We start from the raw sequence: 19,227 nt of genomic DNA, 5'->3' as shown, positions 1-19,227 counted from the left end.
CCTCCTCACCTCCTGCCCGTCCCTCTCCGCGGCGATGCCTATGGATCTCGAGGCCGCTCATTCGCGAACTGTTCCGCCTTTAACTATATGCGGAAGCCGGTTCGCCGGGAAGAATCCGGGCGGAATCGGAGGGCGAGCGGCCCGCTTCCCTCGCTTCCCCGGGGAGGAGCTCATCGAAGGGGGCGTTGGGCAGCCTGTTCGCACAGGCTGCGCCCGCCGGCCTCCAGCCACTCCTGGAGCCGGGCGCTCTGGGCCTGACCCCGGCGGGCGTCCTCATAGATGCCGAGGCCCCAGTAAACGTAGCGGCGGGTCTCCGCGCTCCATCGCCCCGGCTGGCCGATCACCGAATGCCCCCCGTTGTAGCCAGCCAGGGCCTGGGCCACATCCCCATTGGCCTTTCGCAACGCCTCCGCCAGGTAGGCGAGGCCGGCCCGGGCATTGGTCTCCGGATCCAGGGGGTCCTCCCCGACCCCGAAGTGGAAGGGCATCACCTGGAAGAGGCCCAGGGCCCCGCTGCGGGAGCGGGCCTGCGGATCCCCACAGGACTCGATCTGCATCACCGTGGCCACCAGATTGGGATCCAGACCGTAAGCCCGGGCCCAAACCCGGATGCGATCCGACCAGCGCTGCACCTCCGGCGTGAAGAGGGGCGCCAGGCCCTCCGGGGCCTCCGGAGCCGGGGCAGGAGCCCGCGCGGCGCGCTCCAGGACGGCGGCGGTCTCCTCGGGATGGAGCGAAAGGGCCACCACCCCGGCGAGGGGCAGCAGCAAAGAAGCCGCCAGGATCGCCACCCCCAGCGGCAGCCCCTGGCTCACCCAACGCTGCGCCCGAATCGCCAGCATCCGCGCGCTCCCCTCACGGATGCTTCATTCGGGAGCTCCACTCGTGCCGCGCTCGCGGACCGGACTCCACCAGGCGCGGCCCCATGCTGGCCGTCGAGGCCGCCTCCCCGGCCGCCTGGCTCGTTTCCTGCTCCGCCCAGGTCTGCAAGCGGAGGCCGAGCTGGCGCAGCACGGGCAACAGGAGGCCCATCATCGTGCTGACCAGCAGCACCCGACCGGTCCAGACCAGGAAGGCGATGGCCGTCGGGATGTAGGGCCCCACGGACTGAAAGAGGGAGGCCACGCGGGACGTCCCTCCCGCGCCGGGCTGGGCCAAGGGCGAGGCCATCAGGGCCAGGGTCACCGCCCACCACTTCAGGAGGGCGTTGGCCCCCGAGGCGAGCAACCAGGCCACCAGCACATACCAGAACCCCGGCTTCTCCCGCTCGCTGGGGAGCGAGAGGTAGAGCAGGCCCGAGAGATCCACCAGCCACAGCCCCAGCGCCAGCAACACCGCCCAGGACAACCCATCGGCCATCAGGTTCCCGAAGAAGACCGTAAGGGCATACTGGGAGGCGGAGTAGTTGAACCACTCCAGGGCCAGCCAGCCCCCGGCCATCATCAGCCCGACCACGAGCGGCACCCCCAGCCCGATCCCCATCGGCTCTTCCATCCCTTCCGGAGCCGCCGCCTTCCCCGCCTCCTCACGACCCGGCGAAAGACCCTGGCGCTCCGGCAGAACGCTCACCCACCGATGCCAGGCCATGGAGACCTCCTTTAGAACATTTGTTCTAATCGCCGCTTTCATCTTAACGCTCCCCACGCGAGGCGTCAAGACCCCGACCCCGGCCGCTCCCCCGGGTTCGACAGCGGCGGCGATCCGCGGGACAATGGAGGAGCGCAGCGCCGCTGCGCCTCTTATGGCCATGGATCGCCCGACGCTGTGAAGCGAGGAGCCCATGTCGATGTCCGAAGAGACCGTGCTGTTCTGCGAACGGATCGCTTGCCGGGCCCACGAAGGGATGCGGGTGCGCCGGACGCGCCCGGAGGAATGGGTCGTGGGAGCCACGGAGGAAGCCCCCGGTTTCGTCGAGAGCGGGATCTCCCCCCTCTGCCCCTTCTGCGGAGGCCCGCTCCTGTGGCCCTCGGAGCGCGCCGAAGGGACCGCGCCGGCCTCCCGGGAGGAGATGGAGGGGCTGGCCCTCTGGCTCTCCGTCCTCCCGGACTGATCCTTCCGCATCCGTCCCGACCCCAAACTCCTGCGTGTTACAATCTGGAATGAGGTAATCGCGCTTCGCTGCCCGACGGAGGGGCGATCGGATGGAGATCGAGATCCGACCGCTGCGCACGCTGGAGGAGATCGAGGCCTGCATCGAGCTCCAGCGCCGGATCTGGGGCTCAGAGGATCTGGACGTGGTGCCCGCCCACGTGCTGATCACGGCCGCGCACAACGGCGGGGTGCTCCTGGGCGCCTTCGCCGGGGGGCAGCTGGTGGGCTTCGTCTTCGGCTTCCTGGGGACCGACGAGCGTCGCGGCCGGGAGGCCCCCGCCGCTGTCAAGCTCAAGCACTGCTCGCATCAGCTGGGGGTGCTCCCCGAATGGCAGGACAAAGGCGTCGGCTACCAGCTCAAGCTGGCGCAGCGAGAAGCAGTCCGCAACCAGGGCCTCCGCCTGATCACCTGGACCTATGATCCCCTGGAGAGCCGCAACGCCTACTTCAACATCGCCAAGCTGGGCGCGGTGTGCAACACCTACCTGCGCAACGTCTACGGCGAGCTGCATGATGCCCTGAACCGGGGCCTGCCCACAGACCGCTTCCAGGTGGACTGGTATATCGCCAGCCGGCGGGTGGCCACCCGGCTCCGCCAGGGCCACTACGCCCTCTCGCGGGCCCTCTTCGAGCAAGCCGGCGCGGTCCTGGTCAACCCGTGTCGCTTCGATGATCGCGGGCTCCCCATCCCCCCGGAGACCTTCCAGACCCCCGACGTCGCCTTCTGGCTGGTGGAGATCCCTCACCGATTCCAGGAAGTCAAGCGTCAGGATCCCGGCCTGGCCCGCGCCTGGCGCTTCCACACCCGGGAGCTCTTCGAGACCGCCTTCGCCCTCGGCTACCTGGTGGTGGACTTCGTCCGCGAGCAGGAGCCCGGCGGACCCCCCCGCAGCTTCTACGCCCTGGTCCGGGCGCACCTGACGGGGACGGAGCCCTGGAGCATCTTCGCCCGGGACCTCGTCGACCTTCGGGACGCGGAGTGAGAAACGCATGCAAATGTGCATCTTCCACGACATCGCAGCCTTCGAGGAGCTGGCCCATCCGTGGCAGGATCTGCTCGGGCGATCGCCCGGGGCTTCCCCTTTCATGCGCCCGACCTGGCTGCGGACCTGGTGGGATCACTTCGGGGAGGGGGAGCTATACCTGGTCACGTTCGAAGCGGAAGGCCGGCTGGTAGGCCTGATCCCGCTGCGACGGATCGCTCGGGACGGCCGGTGGATCCTGGAGACCTTCGGCGAGGAGGTCACCGATTACCTGGACCCGCTGGTGGAGCCCGGGTGGGAGGAAACGGTGATCCACGCTCTCCTGGCCTGGTTGACCCGGCCGGAGGCACCCGGATGGGACACCCTCCTCCTCTGGAACATTCGGGAGGATTCGACCCTCTTCCCCCTGTGGCCCGGAGCCGCTGCCGCCCATGGCCTGACGGTCCACATCGAGCGGCTGACCATCTGCCCGATGCTCCCGTTGCCTCCGACCTGGGACGCCTACCTGCAGATGCTGGATCGCAAGGACCGCCATGAGCTGCGGCGCAAGATCCGCCGCCTGGAGGCCGTGGGGAACGTTCGCTGGTATCTCCTGCGGGAGGACGGCCCGGAAGCGGACGGCGCCATCGAGGCGTTCCTGGAGCTGATGGCGGCGAGCAACCCGGAGAAAGCCGCCTTCCTGCACGAACGGATGCGGGCGTTCTTCCGCCGGGTGATCCGTCAGGGGCTACGGGAGGGCTGGGCCCGTCTCTCGTTTCTGGAGATCGAGGGGGAGAAGGCCGCCACTTACCTGGACTTCGAGGATCGGGATCGGATATGGCTGTATAATGCCGGGCTCAACCCTCGTTACGCCGCGCTGAGCCCGGGCGTGGTCCTGCTGGCCTACCTGATCCGCCAGGCCATCGAGCAGGGCAAGCGGGTCTTCGATTTCCTGCGGGGCGACGAGCCCTATAAATTCCGCTTCGGGGCCCGGGAGGTGCCCCTTCACCGAATCCGGATCGCGCGCGACCGCGCGGCGGGGTGACCGGAAAGGCCCGCCCCGGCGCCCTGAAGGCGGGAAACTCAGGATCTCATCCCATCGCGCAGGAGGTGCCCCATGGCGCTCGAGCTCAAGGTGGTGCCCATCGAGAAGCCGGAGGAGCTCAACGTCATCCTGGGCCAGAGCCACTTCATCAAGACCGTGGAGGACATCCACGAGGCCCTGGTCAACACCGTCCCGGGGATCCGGTTCGGCCTGGCTTTCTGCGAGTCCTCCGGGCCGGCCCTCGTCCGCGCCAGCGGGACCGATCCGGAGCTGGTGGAGATCGCCAAGAAGAACGCCCTGGCTGTCGGCGCCGGACACTTCTTCATCGTGGTGCTGGGCAAGGGCTACTACCCCATCAACGTCCTCAACGCCATCAAGATGGTCCCCGAGGTCTGTCACATCTACGCCGCCTCCGCCAACCCCATGCAGGTCATCGTCGCCGAGACCGAACAGGGCCGCGGGATCCTGGGAGTGATCGATGGGGTGGCCACCCGCGGGATCGAGACGGAGGCCGACGTGGCCCACCGCAAGGAGTTCCTGCGCCGCATCGGCTACAAGATGTAAGGCGCAACGGGGGAAGGGCCGGGGCGGCGGGGGACCCTCCCCCGGACCCCCGATGATCGGGGTCGGCGAAGATGGGATCCGTGGTGCTGGTTTTCCTGGACGGCGTGGGGCTGGGGGAGGCGGACGGTCGGAATCCCCTTTTCGACCCGGGCCTGCCCCGGCTGCGCGCCCGGCTGGGCCGGGCGCTGGTGCGCGGCTGCGCAGGGGAGGACGGAGACCTCCTGTGCCGCGAGCTGGATGCCACCCTGGGCGTGCCGGGGCTCCCCCAGAGCGCCACCGGGCAGACCGCCCTCTTCACCGGCCTGAACGCCCCGGCCCGCATCGGCGGGCACCGGACCGGCTACCCTTCTTCTGATCTCATCGCGATGCTGAAGGAGCACAGCCTGTTCGTCCGGGCGCGCGCCGCCGGTTTCCGCCCCACCTTCGCCAACGCCTACTCCGAGCTCTACTGGGAGCTGGTCGCCCAGCGGCGGCTCCGGCCCTCCGTGACCACCTGGATGAACCGGCTGGCGGGCCTCCCTTTCCGGACCTTCGAGGACCTGATGGCAGGGCGGGCGCTGCTCTGGGACATCACCCATACCTTCGCCGGGGAATGGGCGCGCCGCCATCGCCGTCCGTTCCCGGAGCTTCCGCCCGTCGAGCCGGAGGAGGCGGCGCGCCGCCTGCTGAGCCTGCTCGGGGAGGCGGATCTCGTGCTCTTCGAAAGCTTCCTCACGGATCTCGTGGGCCACCGGCACCTGCCCCCCGAGCCGGTTCTCGAGGTGCTGGATCGTTTCCTGAGCGCGTTGCTCGCCGGCCGGCCGCCCGAGGCCACCCTCATCGTGACCAGCGATCACGGCAACATGGAAGACCTGACCACACGGCTGCATACCGAGAACCCGGTCCCCCTCCTTGTCGCCGGGCCTGGGGCCGCCGTCTTCCGGGAGGCGACCTCCCTCCTGGACCTCACCCCGGGGATCCTGAAAATCCTGGGCGCTGTTCGCGAAGGGCCGGAATGAGGAAAGAGGCGGGGGGCTCAGGACCTCCGTCGCACCCGCCCGGGTTTCTCATGGGCCCAGCGCAGCAGCCGCTCCAGGGGCCAGGTGTTGGCGATGCGATCCGGCGTAGCCCAGGCCCGCCGGGCCACCGCCACGCCGAAGTGGATCAGGTCCAGCTCCCCCGGGCTGTGGGCATCTGTGCTGATGACCAGATAACAGCCCAGCTCCAGGGCCCGCCGCGCCAGCGCGTCCGGCAGATCCAATCGGGCGGGGTTGGCGTTGATCTCCAGCAGGGTCCCCGTCTCCGCCGCTGCCCGCAGGATGGCCTCCCAATCCGCGTCCGCCCCCTCCCGCTCCCCCAGCAGCCGGCCGGTGGGATGGGCGATGATGTGCACGTGGGGATGGCGGATCGCCGCCAGGAAACGGGCGGTCACCCGCTCCCGGTCCTGCCGCAGGCCGGTGTGGACGGAGGCCACCACCAGGTCCAGGGAGGCGAGCACCTCGTCCGGGTAGTCCAGGCTGCCGTCGGCCCGGATCTCCACCTCAGCCCCGTGGAGGATGCGGAAGCCGTCCCCCAGCTCGGCGTTGACCGACTCCACCTCCCGACGCTGCTCCCGCAACCGCTCCGGGGTCAACCCCCGGGCCACCCCCAGGCTCTGGGAGTGATCCGTGAGCAGCATGTAGCGGTAGCCCTTCGCCTTCGCCGCCCGGGCCATATCGCGGATGGAAGCCTGCCCATCGCTCCAGGTGCTGTGCACCTGCAGATCCCCCTGCAGGTCCTCGACCGTCACCAGGCGGGGGAGGCGGCCCTCCAGGGCGGCCTCGATCTCCCCCCGGCCCTCCCGCAGCTCCGGCGGGATGTAGGCGAGGCCCAGGCGCTCGTAGACTTCCTCCTCGGCGGCGCAGAGGATCTCCTCCCCGCTCTCCACCCGGGTGAGGGCGTATTCGCTGAGGCTGTAGCCCCGCCGGAGCGCGTGCTCCCGCAGCTGGATGTTGTGCTGCTGGCTCCCCGTGAAATACTGCAGCGCCGTGCCCCAGCGGGCCGCCTCGATCACCCGCAGATCGGCTTGCAGCCCGTTCCGCAGGCGGACACTGGATTTGGTGGAGCCTTTGAGGAGCACCGTCTCCACGATGGGCAACGTGGTGAAGCGCTCCATCACCGCCTCGGGGTCCTCCGCCGCGACCAGGAAGTCCAGGTCGCCGATGGTCTCCTTCATGCGGCGGAAGGAACCAGCGGCCGCCAGGCGCTGCACCCCCGGGACCTCGTGGAGGGCCCGGAGGATCTCCTGGGCCAGGGGCCAGGCGGCGCCCAGGGGCACCCGCCCGGCGATCTTGCGACGCCTGACCGCCTCGATGCCGGCGAGGATCTTGCTCTCCAGCTTGGCCCCGAAGCCGGGCAGATCCCGCAGCTTCCCCGCCCGGGCGGCCTGCTCCAGCTCCTCCACCGTGGTGATCCCCAGCTTCTCCCAGACCGCTTTGATGCGCTTGGGCCCCATGTCGGGGATCTGACGCATCTCCAGCAGGCCGGGAGGGATCTCCGCCTTCAGGCGTTCGTAGAGCTCGAGGCGGCCGGTGCGGAGCAGCTGGTCGATCTTCTCCTCGATGGCCTCGCCCACGCCGGGGATGGTGCGCAACGCCCCTTCCTGCCAGAGATCGTAGATGTCCCGTCCCAGGGCGGCGATGTTCTCCGCCGCCCTCCGGTAGGCCATCACCTTGTAAGGGATCTCCCCCTGGATCTCCAGCATGTCGGCGATGTGCTCGAAGATCTCCGCGATCTCCTGATTGGTGAACCGTCGGGCCATCTCCCCTTCCTCCTGCGATCCCACGGGGACAGCGCATGCGCCTCTCCTTCCCACATCTTAACCAAAAAGCGCGCAGGCCGCCCACGCCGGCCCCGGAGGCATCCACCCCGGATGGGCCGCTCCCGATAGGAGCGGCGGATGGGCTTTAAAAATCGACCGGATACCTGTGGACGGATAGCGGTCGAAATGAATTTCGACCTATACCTCCGGCTCAGAGGCCGGGCTTTTCACCCCGCGCTGTCCCGATTCCGGCGAGATCCGACTGTCCGGGCGTCGGGGGTCGATGATCCGGAGGCCATAAAAAACCGCGGGACAGGCCCATCGTCGCCTGTCCCGCGTCGGAACGCCTCCTCGCGAAGAACGCGTGGAGACCGGGCCACCGGCTCACGCCGGGGTTTCCCCATCCCCCTCGGGGGCCAGGTCCAGCAGGCCCAGAGGCAGGCGGGGCAGCTTCGGCTTCTCCTCCTCCCGGCCGAAGCGGATGACCTCGCCGGAGTCGGTGATGGCCTCCACGGCCACGGCCAGGGACTGGAGCTCCTTGACCAGGACCTTGAAGGAGGCCGGCAGGCCGGGCTCCTCGATCTTCTGGCCCTTCACGATGGCCTCGTAGGTCTTGACGCGGCCCTGGACGTCGTCGGACTTCACCGTGAGCATCTCCTGGAGGGTGTAAGCCGCGCCGTAGGCCTCCAGGGCCCAGACCTCCATCTCGCCGAAGCGCTGCCCGCCGAACTGCGCCTTGCCGCCCAGAGGCTGCTGGGTGATCAGGGAGTAGGGGCCGGTGGACCGGGCGTGCACCTTGTCCTCCACCAGGTGGGCCAGCTTCATCATGTAGATGACGCCCACCGTCACCGGCCGGTCGAAGGGCTCCCCGGTCTTGCCGTCGTAGAGGATCATCTTGCCCAGGATGGGCATCGGCTGGCCGGTCTCGAGCATCACCTCGGTCGCCCGCCGGCGGACCTCCGAATCGGGGATGTCCCGGGTGTCCACGCCCAGGCGCTCCATCCACAGCCGCAGCCCCACCAGGATGGCCCGCTCGTCGGCTTTGCGGCGCTCCTCCGGCGGGCGGGGATCATCCTCGAAGACCAGGAGGGCGTCGGGATCGTAGCCCCGGTCGCGCAGCCACTCCCGCAGGCAGCTGCGGCGGGCGTAAACCTCATCGGTGGCCAGGCGATCCACGTCGTAGCCGCGGGCGCCCAGGATCGCCGAGAGGTAGAGGAGGCGCGCCTCGTCGTCGTCGCGGAGCTCCGAGAGGTTATACCCCTGGGCTTGCAGCCAGCTCCAGCACTGCCGGCGCGCGTCCTCCCAGGCGGTGTCGATCATCCAGGCCCGGGCCAGCTCCGCCTCGATTTCCTGCTCGTCGGCCCCGTCGAACACCGGGGTGATGGCCCGGAAGCCCAGGCGCGAGGCGGCCCAGCCCAGATGAGTCTCCAGCAGCTGCCCGATGTTCATCCGGCTGGGCACCCCCAGGGGGTTGAGGATGATGTCCACCGGCGTGCCGTCAGGCAGGAAAGGCATATCCTCGATGGGGACCACTTTAGAGATCACGCCCTTGTTGCCGTGACGGCCGGCCATCTTGTCGCCCTCGGTGATCTTGCGCCACTGGGCCACCGAGACCCGCACCACCGTGTTCACCCCGGCGGGGAGCTCCCGGTATTCGTCCCGGGAGAAGACCTTCACGTCCACCACCTTGCCGTGCTCCCCATGGGGCATGCGGAGGGAGGAGTCCTTCACATCGTGGGCCTTCTCCCCGAAGATGGCCCGCAGCAGCCGCTCCTCGGGGGTCATCTCCCGCTCCCCTTTGGGCGTGACCTTGCCCACCAGGATGTCGCCGGGGCCCACCACCGCGCCGATGCGGACGATGCCCTTCTCGTCCAGATCCCGCAGCTGCTCCTCGCCGACGTTGGGGATGTCGCGGGTGATCTCCTCCGGCCCCAGCTTGGTCTCCCGGGCCTCCGCCTCATGCTTTTCGATGTGGATCGAGGAGTAAATATCCTCCCGGACCAGGCGCTCGCTGATCACGATGGCGTCCTCGAAGACCTGGCCCTCCCATGAGAGAAAGGCCACCACCAGGTTGCGGCCCAGGGCCAGCATCCCCTGATCGGTGCTGCTGGAGTCGGCGATCACCTGGCCCTTCTTCACCTTCTGGCCCTTGAAGACCAGCGGGCGCTGATGGATGCAGGTGCTCTGATTGGAGCGCTGGAATCGCCGCAACGGATAGCGATACAGCTTCCGGTTGGTCCCCCGGATCACGATCTCATCGGCGGTGGCCTGGACCACCTCCCCGTCGACCTCGGAGAGGAGGACGTGCCCGGAGTCCCGCGCGGCCACCCGCTCCATCCCGGTGGCCACGATGGGCGCCTCCGGCCGCAGCAGGGGCACCGCCTGGCGCTGCATGTTGGAGCCCATCAGGGCCCGGTTGGCGTCATCGTGCTCCAGGAAGGGGATCAGGGAGGCGGAGACGCCCACGATCTGCCGCGGCGCCACGTCCATGTAATCCACCCGCTCGGGGATCTCCATCAGGAATTTGCCCATATGGCGGACGGGGACGCGGGCCTGCAGGAAATGCCCCTTCTCGTCCAGCTCCACGTTGGCCTGGGCGATGACGTAGCGCTCCTCCTCGTCCGCCGTGAGGTAGACGATCTCCCCGGTCACGAAGGGGCGGACTTTGATCTCCTGGAGGGGGAGACGGGCGATCCGCTTCGCCAGGGCGGCGTCCACCTCCGTCCCGGCGGGGGCGATCACCTGGCCGGTGGCCGGATCCACCACATCCTCCCGCAGGATCCGCCCCACCAGCGCCTCGGGCCGGTTGGGGACCACCCGAACCACCTTCCGGTAAGGGGTTTCGATGAAGCCGTACTCGTTCACCCGGCTGTAGATGGCCAGGCGGCCGATCAGGCCGATGTTGGGCCCCTCGGGCGTCTCGATGGGGCAGATCCGCCCGTAGTGGCTCAGATGGACGTCGCGGACCTCAAAGCCCGCCCGCTCCCGCCGCAGCCCGCCGGGGCCGAGGGCGGAGAGGGTGCGCTTGTGGGTGAGCTCCGCCAGGGGGTTGGTCTGATCCATGAACTGGGAGAGCTGGCTGGAGCCGAAGAACTCCCGCAGGGCGGCCACCACCGGACGGATGTTGATCAGCTGCAGCGGGGTGACCGTGGCCGGGTCCGCGATGCTCATCCGCTCCTGGATCACCCGCTCCATCCGGCGCAGCCCCACCCGCATCTTGGCCTGGATCAGCTCCCCGACCGTGCGCACCCGGCGGTTGCCCAGGTGATCCATGTCGTCCGGCGGGCGCAGCCCGTTGTTGATGCGGATGATCTCCTTCAGGATGGCGATGATGTCCTGCTTGGTGATGGTGCGATGGGAGATGGGGATGGAGAGATCCAGCCGGCGGTTGAGCTTGTAACGGCCCACCCGGTGCAGATCGTATCGGTGCGGGTCGAAAAGCTGAGAGACCACGAAGGACTGGGCGTTCTCCAGGGTGGGCGGGTCGCCCGGGCGCATCCGGCGGAAGAACTCGATCAGGGCCTCCTGAGCCAGAGTGCGTCCCTCTCGGGGCTCCAGGCGGCCCTCCTGCCGGATGGTGCTCAGGATGTAGGGGTGATCCGGATGGGTGTCCACGTCCTTGAAGAGCTCCAGCAGCTCCTCATCCGTCCCCTCCGTCAGGACGCGGCTGATCCCATCGTCGGTCGCCGCCAGGGCTCGCAGGAAGAGGGTGACCGGCACCGTGCGGCGACGGTTGAAGCGGAGGATGATCAAATCGTTCCGGCGCGTCTCGAACTCCAGCCACACCCCGCGGTCCGGGATCAGCTTGGCCATGGCCAGAGGGCGGCCCAGGAAGGGGTCCTCCTCCATATCGAAGTAGACCCCCGGGGAGCGGATCAGCTGGGAGACCACCACCCGCTCGGTGCCGTTGTAAATGAACGTCCCGTTGCGGGTCATCCACGGGATCTCCCCGAAGAACACGTCCTTCACCATGGGCTCCCGCCCGGCCACGATCAGGGCCACCTGGACCCACATCCCGCGGCCGTAGGTGAGGTCCCGCTCCAGGCACTCCAGCTCGCTGTATTTCGGCTCGTCGAACCAGTAGCGCAGCTTGAGCTGGCGGGCCACCGGGTTGTCGCCCGGGAAATACAGGCGCATCTGGCCGTTGAGGCTCTCGATGGGCGAGATCTCATCGAAGAGCTCCTTGAGGCCCTCCTCGATGAACCACTGGAACGAGCGGTGCTGGATCTCGATGAGGTTCGGCGGCTCCAGGATCTCCGGGATATGCGCGTAGCGCTTCTCGCCGCTTGTCCGGATCATCAGGATCATTCCCTCCTTCAGGTTTCCCCGGGATTCGGGGGCCGGGTTGAGGTGCGTCGGGCGCCGGGACGCAGCGCCTGAGGCTCCGATCGAGGCGCATCGAACGCGTCGGGGATCTCCCCGACGCCTCAGAACCTGATCCCTCTGGCGGTCTCAGGGCGGACAGGCGCGCAGCCCCTCATCCGGAGGACCACCGTCTGCCCTTCCCGAAGGGCGTTGCCGGATTCCACACCACCTCCCGCGGCCCCGAAGGGCCGCTCCGGTGTTCCAGAGATCGCAAACGTAGAGTTTACCGGCAGAGGACGGATCTGTCAAATCCAGGGCCGGCCTCCGCCGGCCTGGGTGTGTCCCAATTTTGTCGGGCCTGGCCGCTTTGTAGGACAACTGCGAGCAGTTGTCCTATGATTTTGGGACACACCCGCCGGCCTCTGCGGATCGATCGCCCCTCAGGCCCCGAACTCATCCGGGGAGGGCTCCAGGGGAAGCGCATAAGACCGGGCGTTCCCGGAGGTCAGGTCGATCCATTCATAGCGCGCCTCCCCGGGCCGCACGTGGAGGAGGCCCACCGCCGGCCCCGGCTGGACGTAGTAATCCGGCGCCACCGGGCCCGGGTTCAGCAGCCAGACCCCGTTCACCCGAACCAGGTGGGGCCGATGGGTGTGCCCGGAGACAATGAGATGGACCGGCTCGGGGAAGGCGGAGCGGGCGTAGCGCAGGTAACGGAGGGGCTCGAAGCCCAGGGTGGATTCCCGGATCTTGTTCCGCAGGTAAACCGCCCACCCCCCATGGCCGTGGACCAGGCCGATGCGGACGCCGTTGACCTCCACCACCTCCCGCCATGGCAGGGCCAGCCCCAGGTCGGCGTTCCCCCGGACGGCGACCACCGGAGCCAGACGGGCCAGCGCCTCCAGCACCGGCCAGCGGTTCAGATCCCCGGCGTGCAGGATCAGATGCACCCCCCGAAAAACCTCCGCCACCTGTGGCGGCAGGGCGGGCAGGCGCTGCGGCACGTGGGTGTCCGCGATCAGGCCGACGGTCATCGTCCGCATAGGGATCTCCGGTTCCTCAAGCCCGGGGGAGGCGCTCCGCGCCGGCCACCCGCCGGATGAAGCGGGCGATCTGCTCAAAGGCCTCCTCGCGCTCCACATCCTCCGGGATCACGTGGCCGCTCCGGATCAACCAGTGGATGGTCTTGTCCGCGCTCCCCAGCCGGTGGTAGATCATCCATCCCTGATCCGGCGGGACCGTGCGGTCCGCGTAGGAGTAAATGAGCAGCGTCGGGCAACGCACCTGCGGCAGGCCGGACGTGGCCGCGCGGAGGACCCGGAGCAGCTCCTCAACGGCCGAGAGCGGATATCGGGAGTAGGAGACGTGCTCCCTCTGGACTTCCGGATCTCGGAGATCCGAAGGGCCCTTGCCGGCATATGGGAACAGGCGCTTGAGCAGCCAGAGGAAACGCAGACGGACGTCCCGGATCCGATAGGGCGAGGCCATCACGATGAGGCCGTCGGGCGGACGCCGGGTGGCCTCATATAAGACCAGGAGGCCGCCCAGGGAGAGGCCGCATAAAAACACCCGGGCGCAACGTTCCCGCAGGAGGTCCGCCCCCCGCGCCACCGCCTCCACCCAGTCCCGCCACGTCACCCGTTCCAGGTCCTCCGGCCGGGTCCCATGGCCGGGGAGCCGGATCCCCAGCACGGTCATCCCATTCTCGGCCAGAAATCGGCCCAGCCCGCGCATCTCCTGAGGGGCTCCGGTGAACCCATGGACCAGCAACACGCCGATTGGGCCGCCGGCGAAAGCGAAGGGCTCTCCGCCCGGTCGCAGGGGCCCTTCCCCGGGCCGCGGCGCCCAGAGATCCAGCCATCCTTGAATTTCCTCTACACCAAAGGGAGCCATCGAGCCTCCGCGCACGAAGCGCAGCCGGATCCGATCTCCATCGTTTTCCAGCTTATCATGAACCTGAGGAGGCGCTTGGATGACCACGGATCGACCCCAGCAGGTCCGGGCGATGTTCGCCCGCATCGCCCATCGCTACGACCTGATGAACCGCCTGATGACCGGCGGCCTGGATCTGCGCTGGCGCCGCGAAGCCATCCGGGCCTGCGCGCTGTCCGGCCGCGCCCGGGTGCTGGATGTGGGGACCGGGACCGGTGATCTGGCCGCCGAGGTGTTGCGGCAGCATCCGGAGGCGCTGGCGGTGGGCTGCGATTTCACCCTCCCGATGATGCGCCAGGGACGGACCCGACCCGGGCGCCAGCGGATCCACTGGGTGGGCGGGGATGCGCTGCGCCTTCCCTTCCCGGATGATTGCTTCGATGCGGCGGTCTCCGGCTTCGTGATGCGCAACGTGGCCGACCTCCACCTCGCCTTCCGGGAGCAGGCCCGCGTCGTCCGCCCGGGCGGGCGGGTCGTCTGCCTGGAGGCCGTGCGGCCGCCGGAGCGCTGGTGGACCCCGCTTTACCGGTTCTACTTCCACCGCCTGGTCCCGCTGCTGGGGGCGCTGGTGGCGGGAGACCGCGCCGCCTACACGTACCTGCCCCAATCCGTGGCGGGCTTCCTCCGCCTGGAGGAGCTGGCGGAGGCGATGCGCCAGGCCGGCCTGATCGTGGAGGCTGCCCACACGTTCATGCTGGGGACGGTGGCCCTGGTGATCGGGCGCAAGCCCTCACCGTCTCACGCGGGCGGGAACCAGAACCGCTCCGCCGGGGTCCCCTCGCCGACCCGAAGGGCATAGGCGCGGATCCGTTCCAGGATTTCTTCCTCATTGAGGAAAAAGATGGGCCACTGGGAACGATAAGCGCGGATCGCCGCCGCTTTCATCCGGAGGTCCTCCTCGCCCAGCGCCACCCGGCATGGCTGCCACCCGGGGAGGTCGGCGAAGGGCTCGGTCTCCGCGTAGGGGAAATCCTCATAGAACCCCAGCCGGATTCCAGTCCGGGAAAGGCCTTCCACAGCGGCCCGGACCAGACGGTGATCCACATGCCCGCCCAGGGCCAGAGGGGCCAGGAGGAGATCTCCCTCCTCCCAGGGGAGGGCGTCCAGGGCCTCCCGGATCCGCTCGATCCAGAGCGCCTCGTCCGGATGGATGGGGCGGAAGAGATCCTCTCGACCCTGACAGAGGGGCTGGCCCTGAGCGTCCCGGCGATAGATGACATCCGGGAGGTCCCAGTGAATGGCCTGGGCGCCGAGCATGTCCAGCGCCTCCCGATCCTCCGCGCGCCGCATGGCCATGGCCTGTTCCCCGCCGCCCCACAGGGTGTGCAACGCCTGGGCGAAGGGAGGGATGGGATCCCTGGGATCCCCGGCGAAGACCGTGATCACCCGAACCGGTATGCCGGCCCGGGCCGTCCGGTAGAGGGTCCCCCCGCAGGAGAGGACGGCGTCATCCGGATGTGGAGAGAGCACCCACAGTGTTCCCATTGAGCACTCGAAGTCCATCATGGAGCCTCCTCCGCTCGTTTTCGGGAAGCAACGAAGAACCGTCGGGAGTCTTACGGGACTCAGGGGATCGACTCCTGGGCCTACGGCTGGATACCGGAGGGGATTTCCAGCGACTCTTCTTCGGGAGCAGCGGGGAACGTGCCCTCCTCCGGAGCCGGTGGTTCCAGGAGGCGGCGGGCGAAGATCAGGAAGCCGGTGTGGGCGACCATGCGGTCGGCGGGGCGGAAACGCCAGCCCACGGCGTGGTAGGGGCGCAGGAGGACCTCCACCGTCTCGATGAAGCCGAAGCCGTGCGCCGGAAGGGCCTCCAGGAGGCGGATGACCTGGTTGGCGGTGGGGAGGATCGCGCCGAAGAAGCCGCCGCTCCGCAGGGCGGCGGCCGCCTGGGGGAGATATGCCCACGGCTCCGGCAGATCCAGGAACAGGGCATCGGCCTCGGTCTCCTCGAAGCCCTCTGCGATGTCCCGCAGGCGCCAGGTGACCATCTCCGCCAGGCCCACTCGCTCCAGGTTGCGGCGGGCCAGGGCCTGCATCTCGGGGCGCACCTCATAGGTGACCACCCGGCCCAGGGGCCAGACCGCCTGGGCCAGGGCCAGGGTCAGCCCTCCGCTCCCGGTGCCCGCCTCCAGAACCAGACGGCCGGGGCGGACCGCCAGCTTCAGCAGGATGTAGCCGATGTCCTTGGGGTAGAGGATCTGGGTCTGTCGGGGGAGGTAACGGATCAGCTCCTCCGTGGAGGGCTCCAGCAGGTAGAAGGGCTCCCCCCGGTGGGAACGCACCACGCTCCCCCAGGGCCGGCCGATGCAATCCTCATGAGCCACCACCCCCCGATGGGTGTGCAGGCGTCCGCCCGGCTCCAGTCGGACCAGGAACGGCTTCCCCCGGGCGTCCAGGAGCAGGGCCAGATCGCCGGGTTTCGCCGCCTTGGAGGGCTCCTGCATCCCTGTTCCCCCATCCGCTCAGGATCCATACGCGCGCCTTTAAGGATCGCCGCACTCCGGGAGACCAGCAAGTTCGGAACCCATCCTCGCCCGGGCGAGGCGGCCGTTCCCTCTCAGGGGGGTCCAGCCTCCCAAAAGGAGCGAATCCCGCCGATTCCACCCCCCCACGTCAGAGCAGCTTTCGCCGTGACCTGCCGTGGGATCGAAGACAGGGGTTCAGGGTAGAAGCCCCTATGTAAGCCGAAATTCATTTCGGCATCCATTCCAATGTAGGAGCCGCGACCTGTGGCTTTCGCCGCGACCTGGGCCTCCGAGCTCGAGAGACGGAGGGGCAGATCAGAAGCCCTTGCGGCCGGCTGCAGGCCGGAATTCATCTCAGCCCTCCGCACCCCCTATCGGCCTCCCCGCTCTGTTCCATACGCAACAATATTGTGATATATAGAACAAATTGTGTCGGAAGGTGGGCGTTGCCGTCCTTGACATGAAGATTTCTCCCGATTACAATATGGGCGATCATTGTTTCGGTGGGCGCAGGAGCCTGAAGCGGGACAGTTGGGAGGGAGGGCCTGGATGCGGCCCCTGCGGGTGGAAGTGATCGCCTACGCGCCCACGGCGTTTTACCACTGTCTCCACTGCGAGCTGGTCTGGCAGCAGGCCGGCGTGGGTTCGGCCCTGCATGCGGAGCAGCTGGCCTCCGGCCTCCCCGAAGATCTGCAGCAAGCTTACCGCGATCTGGCGGCGTGGATCGCCCGGCTGATGGCGACCTACTGCGATCGGATCGCGGTGAAGGTGATCGATGCCGTCTCCCTGGAGGGGTGGTGGAAGTCCCTGCGCTACGGTGCCCGCCGCTACCCGGCCGTGATCGTGGAGGGCCAGGTGTTTGCGGGCGGGGACCTCGCGGGGGCGGAGGCGGCCATCGCCCGGCATCTGAGCGCCCCGCAGGCGACAGCCTGAACCCCGGCTGTCGCCTGCGGTTTTTCAGAGCAGGCGGCGCGTTCCCGATCCTGCGGAAGGAGGTGCAACAGGGGAAGAGCGGGGGAAGCCGAACGGACGCTTGCGGGACGCCGCGCCCTCCGGCGCGTGCCAGGATTTGTGCGGGGACCTCTCTTCAGATCCCATTCCGGAGGGAACGCCATGAGCGCCTTCTGGGTCATTATCATCGGCATCCTGGTCCAGCTGCTCATCTGGAACCTCTACGCCAAGCGGGTCGACCGGGAGATCATCCAGTCCGACCCGAAGCGGGCGACCCCAGCCCGCATGTATATGGACGGCGTGGATTTCGTCCCCACCAGCCGCAACATCCTGATCGGCTATCACTTCAAGTCCATCGCCGCGGCGGGGCCCATCGTGGGGCCGATCACGGCGGCCGGGCTGTGGGGCTGGCTCCCCGCCCTCCTCTGGCTGATCCTGGGGGTGTCCTTCATCGGGTGGGCCAGCGACTACAGCGCCATCATGCTCTCCGTGCGCAACGATGGGAACTCCCTGAGCGCCGTGGCTTACCGCCTGATCAGCCCCCGCACCCGCACCCTCCTCTTCGTGTTCATCTTCTTCTACCTGCTGCTGATCGCCGGAGCCTTCGTGAACCTGATCGCCGCCGTTCTCACGGACCCAACGGTTCCCCTGGGTATCATTGCCCTGGCGGTGATGGGCCTCCTGATGGGGCAGATGCTCTATCGGTGGAAGATGGATCTGGTAACGGTCACCGCTATCACCTTAATCATCACGTTACTGGCTATGGGGATCGGCCCGGTCGGGTTGCAGCAGGTGAAGGAGGGGGATCAGGTCAAGACCATCCAGGGGCCGGTGGGCCAGGTCTTCGCCCGCTTCAATGCGGCCATCGACAGCCTGGTCGGCGGCAAACCGCTCTACACCTACTTTGATCCTACGGCCAACCCAGACCCCAAGACGGGCCGTTTGTTGGGTTTGGATCGCCCGGTTCGCCTCTCGTTCGTGTTCTGGATGCTCTTCACCTTCGTGTTCTGTTATCTGGGAGCTAACCTCCCCATTTGGCGCTTCGCCCAACCCGTTAACTACCTCGGTTTCTGGGTGACCGCGCTGGTCATCCTCCTGAGCTATATCGGTGGCATCGTGGGTTTCTTCACCAACCCGCAGGCGGTGTCTTTCAAGCTCCCTGCGGTGCGAGGATTCCAGCCCGCCGCCGTCGGCATTCAACCCCTGTGGCCGATGCTATTCGTGACCATCGCCTGCGGCGCCATCTCCGGGTGGCACGCCCTCTTTGGCTCGGTGGGCACCGCCCGGCAGCTGGAGTATGAGACCGATGCCCTGCCGGTGGGCGGTGGGGCCATGCTCTTCGGTGAGAACACCCTGGGGTTGCTCTCCTTGATTGCAATCTCCCTGAACGCCCCTGGGGCTACCGCCCAGGAGCGCTTCGCCTCTGGCGTGGGCATCCTGCTCTCCCAGTTGTTCGGCGAGGGATTCTTCCTGTATGGCAAGGCCCTGGGCTTCGCGGCCTTCGTGGTCATCGTCATCACCGTGGTCCAGCTGGTCTTCCGGCTAATGCGGGTCACCCTGGGGGAGTGGGTCGGAGAGACCCAGCCGATCTTTAAGAACATGCATGTAGCCAGCCTGATCTCGATGGCGCTGGCGGCCTTCCTGGTGCTCACCGGGACCTGGATCTACCTCTGGCAGCTGTTCGGCGCGGCCAACCAGCTGATGGCCGGCCTGGCCCTGCTCATCGTCACCGTCTGGCTGGTCTCGGAGCGGCGGCCGGCCTGGTACGCGGGGCTGCCGGGGGTCTTCATGTATGTGACGACCATGGCCGCTATCCTGGTCACCCTCTATAACCAGATCCCGGCGCTGAACGCGGCCCTGGCCAAGGGGAACATCGTGGCCATCATCGGGGCCATCACCATGCTGATCCTGGCCGCCTTGCTCTTCCTCGCTGCGGCGTTCATCGCCTACGAGGGCTGGCAGGCTTTCAACCGCTGGCGGGTGGCACCGGCGCGCCCGGCCCCGGCCGGCGGCGGGGAGTGATCCCCTCACTTCCGCAGGGAAAGAACCGGGGGGCGCCCAACGGCGCCCCCCGGTATATTTCGCAGGCTCCGAAGAGGCCTCTATCCAGAGCACTCCGCGATCTGCTCC

General features: G+C 68.1%; 16 protein-coding genes. 8 read left to right on the top strand and 8 right to left on the bottom strand.

The genetic code is table 11. The annotated features are described in order from the left end of the window. Positions 1-170: 170 nt before the first annotated feature. Positions 171-842: a lytic transglycosylase domain-containing protein gene (locus KNN16_RS15040; RefSeq protein ID WP_303897929.1), complete on the bottom strand. Its 672-nt coding sequence runs from the start codon at positions 840-842 to the stop codon at positions 171-173. Positions 843-855: 13 nt separating this feature from the next. Next, the gene (locus tag KNN16_RS15035) at positions 856-1,587 is read right to left on the bottom strand and encodes a hypothetical protein (protein ID WP_299285574.1); all 732 of its coding nucleotides are present in this window, start codon (positions 1,585-1,587) and stop codon (positions 856-858) included. Positions 1,588-1,786: 199 nt separating this feature from the next. Here KNN16_RS15035 and KNN16_RS15030 point away from each other — a divergent pair, with 199 nt between their 5' ends. From KNN16_RS15030 to KNN16_RS15010, 5 genes are all read left to right on the top strand, one after another. Continuing rightward, the gene (locus tag KNN16_RS15030) at positions 1,787-2,050 is read left to right on the top strand and encodes a hypothetical protein (RefSeq protein WP_299285571.1); all 264 of its coding nucleotides are present in this window, start codon (positions 1,787-1,789) and stop codon (positions 2,048-2,050) included. A gap of 91 nt (positions 2,051-2,141) precedes the next feature. Continuing rightward, positions 2,142-3,074: a GNAT family N-acetyltransferase gene (locus KNN16_RS15025; protein WP_200808139.1), complete on the top strand. Its 933-nt coding sequence runs from the start codon at positions 2,142-2,144 to the stop codon at positions 3,072-3,074. Positions 3,075-3,081: 7 nt separating this feature from the next. After that, positions 3,082-4,098, top strand: coding sequence for a GNAT family N-acetyltransferase (locus KNN16_RS15020; RefSeq protein WP_299285565.1), 1,017 nt, complete (start codon positions 3,082-3,084; stop codon positions 4,096-4,098). Between the two features lie 72 nt (positions 4,099-4,170). After that, positions 4,171-4,662, top strand: coding sequence for an adenosine-specific kinase (locus tag KNN16_RS15015; RefSeq protein ID WP_088571396.1), 492 nt, complete (start codon positions 4,171-4,173; stop codon positions 4,660-4,662). Positions 4,663-4,733: 71 nt separating this feature from the next. Next, positions 4,734-5,660 carry a hypothetical protein gene (locus KNN16_RS15010; RefSeq protein ID WP_299285558.1) on the top strand — a complete coding sequence of 309 codons (927 nt, stop codon included), beginning with the start codon at positions 4,734-4,736 and terminating at the stop codon, positions 5,658-5,660. 17 nt (positions 5,661-5,677) lie between these two features. Here the strand turns inward: KNN16_RS15010 and polX are convergent, their stop codons facing one another. From polX to KNN16_RS14990, 4 genes are all read right to left on the bottom strand, one after another. Continuing rightward, positions 5,678-7,441, bottom strand: coding sequence for a DNA polymerase/3'-5' exonuclease PolX (gene polX, locus KNN16_RS15005; protein WP_299285555.1), 1,764 nt, complete (start codon positions 7,439-7,441; stop codon positions 5,678-5,680). Positions 7,442-7,825: 384 nt separating this feature from the next. Further along, a complete protein-coding gene (locus KNN16_RS15000) occupies positions 7,826-11,740 on the bottom strand; it encodes a DNA-directed RNA polymerase subunit beta (RefSeq protein ID WP_303897923.1) in 3,915 nt (1,304 codons plus the stop codon). A gap of 446 nt (positions 11,741-12,186) precedes the next feature. Continuing rightward, positions 12,187-12,789: a metallophosphoesterase family protein gene (locus tag KNN16_RS14995; protein WP_299285550.1), complete on the bottom strand. Its 603-nt coding sequence runs from the start codon at positions 12,787-12,789 to the stop codon at positions 12,187-12,189. A gap of 16 nt (positions 12,790-12,805) precedes the next feature. Beyond that, positions 12,806-13,639 carry a carboxylesterase gene (locus KNN16_RS14990; RefSeq protein ID WP_303897919.1) on the bottom strand — a complete coding sequence of 278 codons (834 nt, stop codon included), beginning with the start codon at positions 13,637-13,639 and terminating at the stop codon, positions 12,806-12,808. A gap of 79 nt (positions 13,640-13,718) precedes the next feature. Here KNN16_RS14990 and KNN16_RS14985 point away from each other — a divergent pair, with 79 nt between their 5' ends. Beyond that, complete coding sequence (locus tag KNN16_RS14985) at positions 13,719-14,477, top strand: ubiquinone/menaquinone biosynthesis methyltransferase (protein ID WP_303897917.1); 759 nt, start codon at positions 13,719-13,721, stop codon at positions 14,475-14,477. Here the strand turns inward: KNN16_RS14985 and KNN16_RS14980 are convergent. Both KNN16_RS14980 and KNN16_RS14975 read right to left on the bottom strand, forming a co-directional pair. Continuing rightward, positions 14,417-15,184 carry a PIG-L deacetylase family protein gene (locus KNN16_RS14980; protein WP_303897915.1) on the bottom strand — a complete coding sequence of 256 codons (768 nt, stop codon included), beginning with the start codon at positions 15,182-15,184 and terminating at the stop codon, positions 14,417-14,419. The genes KNN16_RS14985 and KNN16_RS14980 overlap by 61 nt on opposite strands. Before the next feature lie 80 nt (positions 15,185-15,264). Next, complete coding sequence (locus KNN16_RS14975; RefSeq protein WP_303897913.1) at positions 15,265-16,125, bottom strand: tRNA (adenine-N1)-methyltransferase; 861 nt, start codon at positions 16,123-16,125, stop codon at positions 15,265-15,267. 570 nt (positions 16,126-16,695) lie between these two features. On the opposite strand from KNN16_RS14975, the gene KNN16_RS14970 reads away from it, so the two are divergent. Both KNN16_RS14970 and KNN16_RS14965 read left to right on the top strand, forming a co-directional pair. Then, entirely contained in the window at positions 16,696-17,079 is a 384-nt protein-coding gene (locus tag KNN16_RS14970; RefSeq protein WP_299286438.1) for a hypothetical protein, read from the top strand. A 180-nt stretch (positions 17,080-17,259) separates the two neighbouring features. Then, on the top strand, positions 17,260-19,119 hold the full coding sequence (locus KNN16_RS14965) for a carbon starvation protein A (RefSeq protein WP_303897910.1): 1,860 nt from the start codon (positions 17,260-17,262) through the stop codon (positions 19,117-19,119). The last annotated feature ends 108 nt before the right edge of the window (positions 19,120-19,227 follow it).

It is taken from the genome of Thermoflexus hugenholtzii (genome assembly GCF_018771565.1).
Classification (GTDB): Bacteria; Chloroflexota; Anaerolineae; order Thermoflexales; family Thermoflexaceae; genus Thermoflexus; species Thermoflexus hugenholtzii_A.
Note: the sequence above shows the minus strand (reverse complement) of the source record. Positions and strands in the feature narration are given on the sequence as shown.

Coding starts and splice junctions, on each gene's coding strand:
- KNN16_RS15015 (WP_088571396.1), top strand. CDS start 4,171: ATGGCGCTCGAGCTCAAGGTGGTGCCCATCGAGAAGCCGGAGGAGCTC.
- polX (WP_299285555.1), bottom strand. CDS start 7,441: ATGGCCCGACGGTTCACCAATCAGGAGATCGCGGAGATCTTCGAGCAC.
- KNN16_RS15025 (WP_200808139.1), top strand. CDS start 2,142: ATGGAGATCGAGATCCGACCGCTGCGCACGCTGGAGGAGATCGAGGCC.
- KNN16_RS14975 (WP_303897913.1), bottom strand. CDS start 16,125: ATGCAGGAGCCCTCCAAGGCGGCGAAACCCGGCGATCTGGCCCTGCTC.
- KNN16_RS15040 (WP_303897929.1), bottom strand. CDS start 842: ATGCTGGCGATTCGGGCGCAGCGTTGGGTGAGCCAGGGGCTGCCGCTG.
- KNN16_RS15030 (WP_299285571.1), top strand. CDS start 1,787: ATGTCCGAAGAGACCGTGCTGTTCTGCGAACGGATCGCTTGCCGGGCC.
- KNN16_RS15010 (WP_299285558.1), top strand. CDS start 4,734: ATGGGATCCGTGGTGCTGGTTTTCCTGGACGGCGTGGGGCTGGGGGAG.
- KNN16_RS15000 (WP_303897923.1), bottom strand. CDS start 11,740: ATGATCCGGACAAGCGGCGAGAAGCGCTACGCGCATATCCCGGAGATC.
- KNN16_RS15020 (WP_299285565.1), top strand. CDS start 3,082: ATGCAAATGTGCATCTTCCACGACATCGCAGCCTTCGAGGAGCTGGCC.
- KNN16_RS14965 (WP_303897910.1), top strand. CDS start 17,260: ATGAGCGCCTTCTGGGTCATTATCATCGGCATCCTGGTCCAGCTGCTC.
- KNN16_RS15035 (WP_299285574.1), bottom strand. CDS start 1,587: ATGGCCTGGCATCGGTGGGTGAGCGTTCTGCCGGAGCGCCAGGGTCTT.
- KNN16_RS14990 (WP_303897919.1), bottom strand. CDS start 13,639: ATGGCTCCCTTTGGTGTAGAGGAAATTCAAGGATGGCTGGATCTCTGG.
- KNN16_RS14970 (WP_299286438.1), top strand. CDS start 16,696: ATGCGGCCCCTGCGGGTGGAAGTGATCGCCTACGCGCCCACGGCGTTT.
- KNN16_RS14995 (WP_299285550.1), bottom strand. CDS start 12,789: ATGCGGACGATGACCGTCGGCCTGATCGCGGACACCCACGTGCCGCAG.
- KNN16_RS14985 (WP_303897917.1), top strand. CDS start 13,719: ATGACCACGGATCGACCCCAGCAGGTCCGGGCGATGTTCGCCCGCATC.
- KNN16_RS14980 (WP_303897915.1), bottom strand. CDS start 15,184: ATGATGGACTTCGAGTGCTCAATGGGAACACTGTGGGTGCTCTCTCCA.